Raw genomic sequence first — 10144 nt, forward strand, 5'->3', positions numbered from 1 at the left:
GTGGAGGGGGGCGGCGCCGGCATCGGGCGCGCCAGCGCACGATGTCTTGCGCCAGACGGGGGGAGGCGTAGCCTCCCCCCGGTAAAAACCTGTGGGAGAAGGACCCGGGCATCTCCATCCGTGGCAGAGCACCCCGGGCAACTCCGGGCAACTCGCACCGCACGCAGATCAGCCCGGCCATCTCCCCCCCACGCCCCGCCCGAGCCGCCCGCATCTGACTGACCAGCAGGTCAGAACAGACCAGATATGGTGCCGTCCTCACCCAGCAAACCCAGCATCTTGCGGTTTTGCCGCCGCGAGCCCCTATGCCCGGCGGCAGGCGGCGGGTATACTCGGGTCCCAATGTGAGCCGTGCGCGCCGCGTCGCCGCCCTGGACCTGGGGACTACGAAGGTCTGCTGCGCTGTGGCCGAGGTCGCCCCCGACGGGCTCATCGTCCAGGGAACCGGCGAGGCGCCCTCGCGCGGGATGCGCAAGGGCTCAGTGATCGACATCGAGCGCGCCGCCGAGGCGGTGGCCGAGGCGGTCGACGCCGCGGAGCGGATGGCTGGGGTGGAGGTGAGCCAGGTGATCGTCGGTCTTGCGGGGGGGCACATCGCCTCGCAGGGGAGCCGCGGCCTGGTCGCCGTCGGCGCCGACGCGAAGCGCTCCCGCGAGGTCCGCGCCCAGGACGTCACCCGCGCGGTCGAGGCGGCCCGTGCGGTGGGGGTGCCGTCCGACCGCGAGATCGTCCACCTCCTCCCCCGCCACTTCACCGTCGATGGCCAGGACGGGCTCCGCGACGCGCTGGGCATGACCGGAATGCGCCTCGAGGTCGAGGCGCTGATCGTCACCGGCGCCACCACCGCCATCCAGAACGTGGTGAAGGTGGTGCACGAGGCCGGCCTCGACTGCGAGGACCTGGTGCTCCAGGCGCTGGCGTCGGCCGAGGCGGTGCTCTCCGAGGAGGAGCTGGAGCGCGGGGTGGTGGTCGCCGACGTGGGCGGCGGCACCACCGACATCGCCGTCTTCTGCGCCGGCAGCATCGCCCACACCGCGGTGATCCCGGTGGGCGGCAGCCATGTCACCGGCGACCTCGCCGTGGGCCTGCGCAGCGACCTCGAGACCGCGGAGATCATCAAGCGCCAGTACGGCCACTGCCTGCAGCTCACCCTCCCCGCCGACGCCACCGTGACGATGACGCCGATGGGCTACGAGGAGGCGGTGCAGGTGCCGCAGCGCTACCTCGCCGAGGTGATCGGGCCGCGGGCCCGGGAGATGGCGGCGCTGATCCTCGCGGAGATCGAGCGTGCCGCCAGCCCCGCCTCGCTCGCCGGCGGCATCGTGCTGACCGGCGGTGGTGCCCTGCTGCGCGGCTTCGCGGAGATCGCCCAGCAGGTCACCGACATGCCGGTGCGGGTGGCGACGCCCACCGGCACGGCGGGAATGGACGAGAGCCTTCGGGGGCCCCATCACGCGACCGTGGTGGGGCTGCTGCGGTGGGGGGCACGCGCCCGTGCCCGCACCGGCGTGCGCAGCAACGGGCGCAGCAACGGGCGCAGCAACGGACACGGTCACAGCGCCGGCGACGACGGATTCAGCGAACGTTTTGGACGGTGGTTGCGTGAACTTTTCTGAACGCATGCGGCTCTACGGCCTCGGTTCGGGCGACGGCGACGTCGAGGCCGATACCCCCGCGGACCAGCGTCAGCGTCCGCGGGCATCGGGGACCAACCACCGGTCGCCGCAGGGCGACACCACCACCAGAGGGGTGCGGGACGGGTACTCCCCGCAGCGGCCCCGGTCGGAGATTCGGGAGGAGCTGCCGGTGAAGGAGATGGACCGCACCCTGGAGGGCAACGCGCGCATCAAGGTGGTGGGCGTCGGCGGCGGCGGCAGCAACGCCGTGAACCGGATGATCCGCAGCAAGCTGCGCGGCGTCGAGTTCATCGCCGTCAACACCGACCTGCAGGCGCTGAACAGCAGCGAGGCGCCGATGAAGATGCACATCGGCCGCAAGCTCACCCGCGGCCTCGGCGCCGGGGGCAACCCCAGCGTCGGCCAGGACGCCGCCGAGGAGTCCCGCGAGGAGCTGCAGAAGCTGCTCGCCGACGCGGACATGGTCTTCGTCACCGCGGGCATGGGCGGCGGCACCGGCACCGGGGCGGCCCCGGTCATCGCCGAGATCGTCCGCTCCCAGGGCGCGCTCACCATCGGCGTGGTCACCAAGCCCTTCCGCTTCGAGGGGGTGCGGCGGCAGAAGGCGGCCGAGGAGGGCATCGCCGGCCTCCAGTCCAAGGTCGACACCCTGATCACCATCCCCAACGAGCGGCTGATGCAGGTCACCGACAAGAAGACCACCATCACCGACGCCTTCCGGATCGCGGACGACGTGCTCCGCCAGGGCGTCCAGGGCATCTCCGACCTGATCACCTACCCGGGCCTGATCAACCTCGACTTCGCCGACGTGAAGACGATCATGTCCGGCCAGGGCGCGGCGCTGATGGGCATCGGCTTCGGCAGTGGCGACACCCGGGCCGCCGACGCCGCCCGCGACGCCGTGGCCAGCCCGCTGCTCGAGACCACGATCGCCGGCGCCAAGGGCATCCTGCTGAACATCACCGGCGGCAACGACCTCACCCTCTTCGAGGTGAACGAGGCCGCCCAGCTGGTCGCCGAGTCGGCCGATCCCGAGGCGCAGATCATCTTCGGAACGGTCATCGACGACCGCTCCAACGGCGAGGTGAAGATCACGGTGATCGCCACCGGCTTCGCCCCGCGCGAGGAGATCGTCATCGCCAGCAGCCCCGCCTACGAGCCGGCGGCGCGGCAGTACTTCCAGACCGAGCGCGCTCCGGTGCCGGTGGCGCCACCGAGCTACAGCGTCGACGACCTGGACATCCCCGCCTTCCTCCGCGACCGCCGCTAGGTCATTGCGGAGGTCCGGGACCCGCCGGACCTCCGCCTGCCCGTCATGAGATGTCCCTACTGCGCGCACGGCGACTCCAAGGTGGTCGACTCCCGCGACTCGGAGACGGGGGAGGCGATTCGCCGGCGGCGTGAGTGCCTCGCGTGCAAGCGCCGCTTCACCACCTACGAGCGGGTGGAGTCGGTCCCGCTCTACGTGGTGAAGAAGGACGGGCGCCGCGAGGAGTTCGACCGCCGCAAGCTGCTCGGCGGCCTGCTCACCGCCACCAAGAAGCGCGAGGTGGCGCCGTCGCGCCTGGAGGCGCTGGTGGAGGAGATCGAGAACGCCCTCCGCGGACGCGGCAGCACCGAGATCCCCAGCCGTGAGCTGGGCGAGCTGGTGATGGAGCGGTTGCGCGACATCGACGAGATCGCCTACGTGCGCTTCGCCTCCGTGTACCGGTCCTTCAAGGACATGAGCGACATGCGCGCGACCATCGAGCAGCTCCTCTCCCAGCCCCCCGGCACCCGGCGCTCCGAGCCGCGCCGTCCCCGCCCCGCCCGGCCCGGAGAGACCGAGCTGCCCCTGGACCTGGGGAAGTAGCTCCGGGGCTCAGGCGGACGCCGCCCGCCGCCACACCTCCGGGTCGGCGGGGCGGCCGAGGGCGAAGCCCTGTCCCAGGGTCACCCCGAGGCGGCGGAGGGTGGCGGCGGTCTCCGCGGTCTCCAGGCCCTCGGCGATCACCTCCGCACCGGTGGTGGCGGCGAACGCGACCAGCGCGTCGACGGCGCCCCGGGGGCCGAGCGCGTCGACCCGGCGGACCAGGCTGCCCGCCACCTTGAGGAACTCGGGAGTGGCCGCGGCCAGCACCTCGAAGGTGGAGTGGCCCTCGCCGACGTCGTCGAGGGCGAAACGGAACCCGTGGGCACGGTAGACGCGGAGCACCTCGGTGAGCCGGTCGAGGTCGTGGACGGCGTCGCGCTCGGTGATCTCGAGCACCACCTCCTCGGGACGGCGGTGGGCCCAGCGGAGCAGCAGCAGCATCTGGTCGACGCCGTGCACCGGGTCGAGCAGCGAGCCGGCGCCGACGTTGACGAAGATCTGGCAGCCGGCGGGGAGGCGGCGGGCGGCCTGGAGGGCGGTGCGCCGGCAGACCCAGTCGAGGTCGCGGCCGAGGCCGAGCCGGTCGGCGGCGTCGAAGAGCTCGTCGACCGCGGCCTCGCGGGACCCGCCCGCGGGACGCCCCAGCGCCTCGTACCCGATCACCTCGCCGGTGGCGAGGTCGACGATCGGCTGGAACACGGTCACCATGCCGTCGGTGCTGATCAGCCCCGGGATCAGGCTCTCCCAGCGGGCCATCCGGGTGAGGGAGACCCCGCCGCCCTCCTCGCCGGGCACCAGCTCGAAACGGTCCCGGCCCGCGCTCTTGGCGCGGTAGAGGGCCTCGTCGGCCGCCGCCCAGCAGCGCAGCGCGTCCTCCCCGGGGGCGCCCACCGCGCAGCCGACGCTGACCCGTGCCTGGCCCCGGGGCAGGGTGATGCCGTGCATGGTGCGGCGCAGCCGCTCCGCCGCCGCGGCCGCCTCGCCGCCGTTCGCGCCGGGGAGCAGCGCCGCGAACTCGTCGCCGCCGGTTCGGGCGACGACGTCGATGTCGCGCAGCCCCATCCGCAGCGCCGAGCCCACCGCCTGCAGCGCGGCGTCCCCGGCCTCGTGGCCGTAGGCGTCGTTGATCACCTTCAGGTTGTCGACGTCGATGGCGAGAACCGAGTAGCCACCGAGCTGGGGATCGCCGAGCGCGCGCTCGAACTCGCGGCGGTTGGGCAGGCCGGTGAGCGGGTCGGTGGCGGCGAGGGCGGCGAGCCGCGCGGCGCTCCTGGCCAGGGCCGACTCCACCCGCTTGCGCTCCACGAACTGCCCCAGCTGGCTGCCGATGTCGGCGAGCAGGGCGGCGAGGTCCTCGCCGGCCGGGCGCGGACTCGGGCCGCCGAAGGTGACCACGCCGGTGACCCGGCCCTCGTGGACGATGGGGAAACCGGCCCCATGGCCGGCGAGCTCGTCCACCGCCACCGTGATCGGCAGCCCGCCGCTCCACACCCGGCCGGCCAGCCCCTCGCCGGGAGCCCAGCCGCCCGGCGGCGCCGCCTCCGGCACCGGGCTCGCCGGCGCCGGGGACCCCCAGCCGTGCCGCACCACCGGCCGCCCGCTGCCGGGGTCGACGAGGAGCACCAGCCCGGACTGCCAGTCGAGCGCGGTCGCCATCGTCTCCAGCACCCGCGGCGCGGCGTGGTCGAGGGTGTCGGCGTCGGCGAGGATGCGGGTCACCGCGAACTGCATGGTGCGGAGCCGCTCGGCGGTGACCCGGTCGCTGATGTCGCGCAGCGCCGCCACCCGCACCGCACCGGAGCCGAGCGACACGGCCCGGTCGGTGAGCTCGGCGACGAAGCGGCCGCCGCCGTGCCGGACCGCCCGGACCTCGACCACCTCGTCGCCACCCGGTCCCGCCGGCCCCAGCCGGTGCAGAGAGCCCGGGTCGATCAGCTGCCTCAGGGGCACGTCCAGGATGGCGTCGTCGGAGTATCCGAACATCGCCGCCATCGCGTGGTTGGCCTCGAGGACGCGCTCGCCGTCGTGGACCATGATGCCGTCGAAGGCGGCGCCGTAGAGGTGGCGGAAGCGCTCCTCGATCTCGAGCTGGGCCTGGCGCTGCATCTCCCGGCGGGCCGCCTCGCGGCCGGCGATGATCGCCGCGGCGAGCACCATGGCGGTGACCGCGAGCACGCCGGTGAAGAGCAGCAGCTCGGTCAGCCCGGCGACCAGCGTCCCGGTCGCGAACGGACCCCTCCCGTCCACCGTGCCCCAGACCGCGATGCCGGAGACGATCAGGGTCGAGCTGGTCGCGCCCAGCTGGCCGAGCCGGATCGCCGCCCAGATCGCCAGCGGGTAGATCAGGTAGGGGTGCTCGAAGCCTCCGAGGAAGACGGCGGTGGCGGAGATCGCCAGCACCCCCAGCAGGACCACCCCCTCGATTCGCGCGGCGGTGCCCGGCCGGCGCCCGCCGGCGGCGGCGGAGAGGGCGAGCAGCACCGAGGTGACCACCAGGATGCCCATGCCGTCGCCGAGCCACCAGAGCGTCCAGATGGTGGGCAGGTCGGCGGTGGCCGCGATCCCGCCGGCCCACAGGCTGAGGGTGCCGGTGGTGGCCGCCACCAGCGGGCTGAGGGCGCATCCCAGGCCCACCAGGGCGACGACGTCGCGGAGGCGGTCGAGCGAGGGATGGACGCCGCTGCGTCGCAGCAGGAACGCGGCGAGCACGTACTCCAGGGTGTTCCCGGCGGCGATGGCCGCGGCGACCAGCGGCGGCAGCCCGGTGGTGAGGTTGGCGAGGAAGGCGCCGAGCGTCAGCGCCGGCCACACCCGGCCGCCGAGCAGCAGCAGCGCGGCGACCGCGATGCCCGACGGCGGCCAGATCGGGCTGACGTTGGTGTGGCGGAAGGAGAGCAGCAGCCCCAGGCGGGCGGCGAGGTAGTAGGTGCCGAGGACGAGCAGAAGACGGCCCGCCGCGCCGGCGGCGCCGCCGAGCCCGCCGCGCTGCGCCGGGGACGGCGAACCGCCCGGCGGGGCGCCCCGCGCCACCCGGCCTCCCACCCAGTCGGTGGCGCGCCTCACAGCTCGCAGCTCATCCCGGTTCATTCTCGGGAGCGTCGGGCAAGGTTCGACCCACGTTCGATCGCAGCCCGGTTACGGCTCGTCCGCGCACTCATCGACGCGTTCGAGGCGGCGCTGCAACGGCGCCGTGAAATCGCCGTCACGAGGCCGCTGAGCGGCGCGGATCGGCCCCCTCCCCGCGCCACCCTGGGGTGGGAACGGCATCGCGGAGGAAGCGGGATGGACTTCACGGCAAAGCTCGGCAACACCCTGTACAACCGGGTGCTGGTGCTGGTGGTGGCCTGGGCGGGCCTGGCCGTGGTGGGTGTCTCCGGGATCACCTCGGCCCACATCGGCTGACCCTCCGCGCCGGACAGTCCCACCAGCCCGCCGCGGGGGTGCGGGACACCCGTACCAACCCGACCGCCCCTCTCCTCCGCCTCGCCTCAAGCGGCCGCCGCGCCGTTTGTGTGGCACCGCCGTAGCCCGGAGCGCCGTCCGCTGCCAAGACTGTGAGCACTGGCTGGAGCATCGTGTGCACCGGTGCGCGGGGGCCGGCGGAGACGAGGGAGGCGCCCATGGCGGTCCAGACCGAACGCGCTCTGTGGCAACAGAAGATCGACGTCGAGCGGGTGAAGCGCGAGGGTCTCGACGTCGACCTCGACCGCCTCGAGCGCGAGGGCTACGAGAGCCTGACCGCCGAGGAGTTCTACCGGTTGAAGACCTGGGGCGTGTGCAGCCAGCGCACCCCGGGGCTGCACATGGTCCGGGTCCGGGTCCCCAGCGGTCGCATCGAGGCCGGTCAGCTCCGCGCCGTCGCCGCCCTCTCCGAGCGGCTCGCCGACGGCGAGGCGCACATCACCACCCGCCAGAACCTCGAGCTCCACTCGGTGCCGAGCAGGAGGGTGCGCGAGGTGCTCGACGGGGTGGTGGAGCTGGGCCTGGTCACCCGATCGGCGTGCGGCCACACCGTGCGCAACATCGTCGGCTGCTCGCGCTCCGGGGTCTGCGCCGCAGAGCCGTTCGAGACCCGGCCCAGCGTGGTCGCCATCCACGACTTCTTCTTCCGGAACGCGGCCCGCTACAACTCCAGCCTGCCGCGGCGGCTCAACGTCTACGTCGCCGGCTGTGACGGGTGCATGGCCCACGCCCAGGTCAACGACCTGGGCTTCGTCGGCACCACCCGCGACGGCGCCCCGGGCTTCCAGCTCTGGCTGGGCGGCTCACTGGCGTCGAGCCCCCGCCTCGCCCACCTCCTCTTCGACTTCGTGCCCGCCGACGAGGTGCTGGCGGTCACCGAGGCGGTCGCCGACACCTACTGCGCCAACGGCTTCCGCGAGCGTCCCGCCAAGGCCCGGCTCAAGTTCCTGATCGAGGAGTGGGGTGGGGAGCGGTTCACCGCCGCCGTGATGGAGCGGCTGCGCGAGCTGCGTCCCGACACCGGGGTGAGCGCCGGCACCACCGCCGAGGTGATGGGCGGCGACCGCCGGCCGCAGGGCGCCCACGCCGGGGTCGCGCCGCAGCGCCAGGAGGGGCTCTTCATGGTCGAGGCGCACGTGCCCCTCGGCGACCTCACCGGCTGGCAGATCGAGACCCTGGCCGGGCTCGCCACCGAGTTCGGCGACGGCGCCCTCTACCTCACCAAGGAGCAGAACGTCGAGCTCCACGACATCGCCGCCGGCGACGTCGACCGGGTCTGCGACGCTCTCGCCACCGTCGGCCTGCCGGCGCGGGGCGCGGGCAGCCTGGTCGACGTCCAGGTCTGCGCCGGCAGCGAGTGGTGTGTCTGGGGCGTCGGCGACTCCCGCGGCCTGGCGCGCACCATGGAGCGCGAGCTGGCGCCGATCGTCGAGGCCGAGGCCGGCGCCGAGCCGCTTCGCGTCCACGTCTCCGGTTGCTCGCACGGCTGCGCCCAGCACGCCGCCGCCGACGTCGGGCTCCACGCCGTCGGGATGCGCGACGCCGAGAGGAACCCCGTCGACGGCTACGAGGTGTTCGTCGGCGGCCGCCTCGGTCACGACCCGGTCACCGCGCGCCGGGTGGGCCGGGTGCTCGGCGAGAAGGCGGCGACGGCGACCACCGGCATCATCGTCCGCTACCTCCGCGAGCGCCTCCCCGGCGAGGCGATGCCCGAGTTCGTCGAGCGCGTCGGCAAGGAGAGCCTCAGGCCCTCCGGCGCCACCGAGGAGGACGGCGACGCCGGGTAGCCCCGGCCACCCGCGAGCCCAGGCCGGCGCGCGCGCGTCAGACTCCCGGTATGCCCTCCACCGCCGACGCCGTGGCCGCCGCCAGGGAGCGGATCGCCGCCGCCGCGGAGCGGGCCGGGCGTGACCCCGCCTCGGTGCGCCTCGTCGCCGTCTCCAAGACGGTCGCCGCCGAGCGGGTCGCCGAGGCGGTGGCGGCGGGGGTGAACGACCTCGGCGAGAACCGGGTCCAGGAGGCGGCGGCGAAGCGGCCGCAGCTGCCCGACGGGGTGCGCTGGCACATGGTCGGTCACCTCCAGACCAACAAGGCGGCGCGGGCGGCGGCCACCTTCGCGGTGGTCCATTCGGTCGACAGCGTCCGGCTCGCCGAGGCGCTGGCGGCGCGCCGCCCGGCCGGCCTGGGCGAGCTCGAGGTGCTCGTCGAGGTCGAGCTGACCGGCCTGCCGGGGCACACCGGCGTCGCCGCCGCGGAGCTGGAGGGGACGGTGAGGGCGATCGCGGAGCTCGGCGGTCTCCGCCTGCGCGGGCTGATGACGATGGCCCCGCCGGTCGCCGAGCCGGAGCGGGCGCGGCCGACCTTCGCGACCCTGCGCCGGCTCCGGGACGAGGTGGAGCAGCGCTGCGGCCACGCCCTCCCGGAACTGAGCATGGGGATGAGCGGGGACTTCGAGGTGGCGGTGGAGGAGGGGGCGACGGTGGTTCGCCTCGGCCGGGCGATCTTCGGCGAGCGCCCGCCGCGCGCGACCGCCGGCGCCGGGACGGCGCGGTCAGCCTGACTCGCGATCCCCTCGCTGCCCGGCGGGCGGGCTCTCCGCCCTCTCGTCCTGCTGCAGCGCCTTGATCGCCTCCTCCGACCTCTCCTCGACCCCGACGAGGCGGGGGTCGGCCCCCTCGACCACGCGGATCAGCTCGTCGAGCTTGAGGTTGATGGCGCGGGTCTCGCGGTTGGTGGTGTGCTGGATGGCGAACACCATGACGAAGGTGATCACCGAGGTGGCGGTGTTGATGATCAGCTGGTAGGTGTCGGTGAAGCCGATCAGCGGTCCGAACGCCAGCCAGGCGACCACCAGAGCGACCGCGGTCGCGACCGCGGCGGGGTGGCCGAGGATGTCGGTGACCGCGTCGATGAGCCGCGAGAACGCGGACGCCTGGTGGCTGGTGGATTTCCCCACCGGCTCATCATCCCGCGACCCGAGACCCTCTGATCCGTGTATGCCGGGGCTTTCGGACATCCCGGAAAGGCCCGGCCACCCTCCATACTCCGTTTGGCCGCCGCGCCTCCCTCATACACTGAAACCGATGCCACGATTCACTCCCGTCCCGTCCCGTGCCGGCCTCGCCGAGGGAGAGCGCGAGGTGCTCGCCTTCTGGAAGGAGGCCGACGTCTTCCGGCGCACCCTGGAGCGCCG

At 73.8% G+C, this 10144-nt stretch carries 7 protein-coding genes; 5 read left to right on the forward strand and 2 right to left on the reverse strand.

Features of this window, described 5'->3' with window-relative positions; all coding sequences use genetic code 11:
• The first annotated feature begins 344 nt into the window (after positions 1–344).
• From ftsA to nrdR, 3 genes are all read left to right on the forward strand, one after another.
• Positions 345–1616, forward strand: a complete 1272-nt coding sequence (gene ftsA / locus VGL20_13630; protein HEY2704719.1) for a cell division protein FtsA — start codon at positions 345–347, stop codon at positions 1614–1616.
• A gap of 199 nt (positions 1617–1815) precedes the next feature.
• Positions 1816–2907 carry a cell division protein FtsZ gene (ftsZ, locus tag VGL20_13635; GenBank protein HEY2704720.1) on the forward strand — a complete coding sequence of 364 codons (1092 nt, stop codon included), beginning with the start codon at positions 1816–1818 and terminating at the stop codon, positions 2905–2907.
• Between the two features lie 45 nt (positions 2908–2952).
• A complete protein-coding gene (gene nrdR, locus VGL20_13640) occupies positions 2953–3489 on the forward strand; it encodes a transcriptional regulator NrdR (protein ID HEY2704721.1) in 537 nt (178 codons plus the stop codon).
• 9 nt (positions 3490–3498) lie between these two features.
• Here the strand turns inward: nrdR and VGL20_13645 are convergent, their stop codons facing one another.
• Positions 3499–6552: an EAL domain-containing protein gene (locus tag VGL20_13645; protein ID HEY2704722.1), complete on the reverse strand. Its 3054-nt coding sequence runs from the start codon at positions 6550–6552 to the stop codon at positions 3499–3501.
• 557 nt (positions 6553–7109) lie between these two features.
• Between VGL20_13645 and VGL20_13650 the strand changes: the two genes are divergently transcribed.
• A complete protein-coding gene (locus VGL20_13650; protein HEY2704723.1) occupies positions 7110–8738 on the forward strand; it encodes a nitrite/sulfite reductase in 1629 nt (542 codons plus the stop codon).
• 50 nt (positions 8739–8788) lie between these two features.
• Positions 8789–9511 carry a YggS family pyridoxal phosphate-dependent enzyme gene (locus VGL20_13655; protein ID HEY2704724.1) on the forward strand — a complete coding sequence of 241 codons (723 nt, stop codon included), beginning with the start codon at positions 8789–8791 and terminating at the stop codon, positions 9509–9511.
• Here VGL20_13655 and VGL20_13660 read toward each other — a convergent pair.
• Positions 9503–9907: a low affinity iron permease family protein gene (locus VGL20_13660; GenBank protein HEY2704725.1), complete on the reverse strand. Its 405-nt coding sequence runs from the start codon at positions 9905–9907 to the stop codon at positions 9503–9505. The genes VGL20_13655 and VGL20_13660 overlap by 9 nt on opposite strands.
• Positions 9908–10144: the final 237 nt, after the last annotated feature.

The sequence above is a fragment of the Candidatus Dormiibacterota bacterium genome (genome assembly GCA_036495095.1).
Lineage (GTDB): Bacteria > Chloroflexota > Dormibacteria > Aeolococcales > Aeolococcaceae > CF-96.

Excerpts from the sequence above, each read along its gene's own strand:
- nrdR (HEY2704721.1), top strand. The coding sequence starts at position 2,953 with ATGAGATGTCCCTACTGCGCGCACGGCGACTCCAAGGTGGTCGACTCC.
- VGL20_13650 (HEY2704723.1), top strand. The coding sequence starts at position 7,110 with ATGGCGGTCCAGACCGAACGCGCTCTGTGGCAACAGAAGATCGACGTC.
- VGL20_13655 (HEY2704724.1), top strand. The coding sequence starts at position 8,789 with ATGCCCTCCACCGCCGACGCCGTGGCCGCCGCCAGGGAGCGGATCGCC.
- ftsZ (HEY2704720.1), top strand. The coding sequence starts at position 1,816 with ATGGACCGCACCCTGGAGGGCAACGCGCGCATCAAGGTGGTGGGCGTC.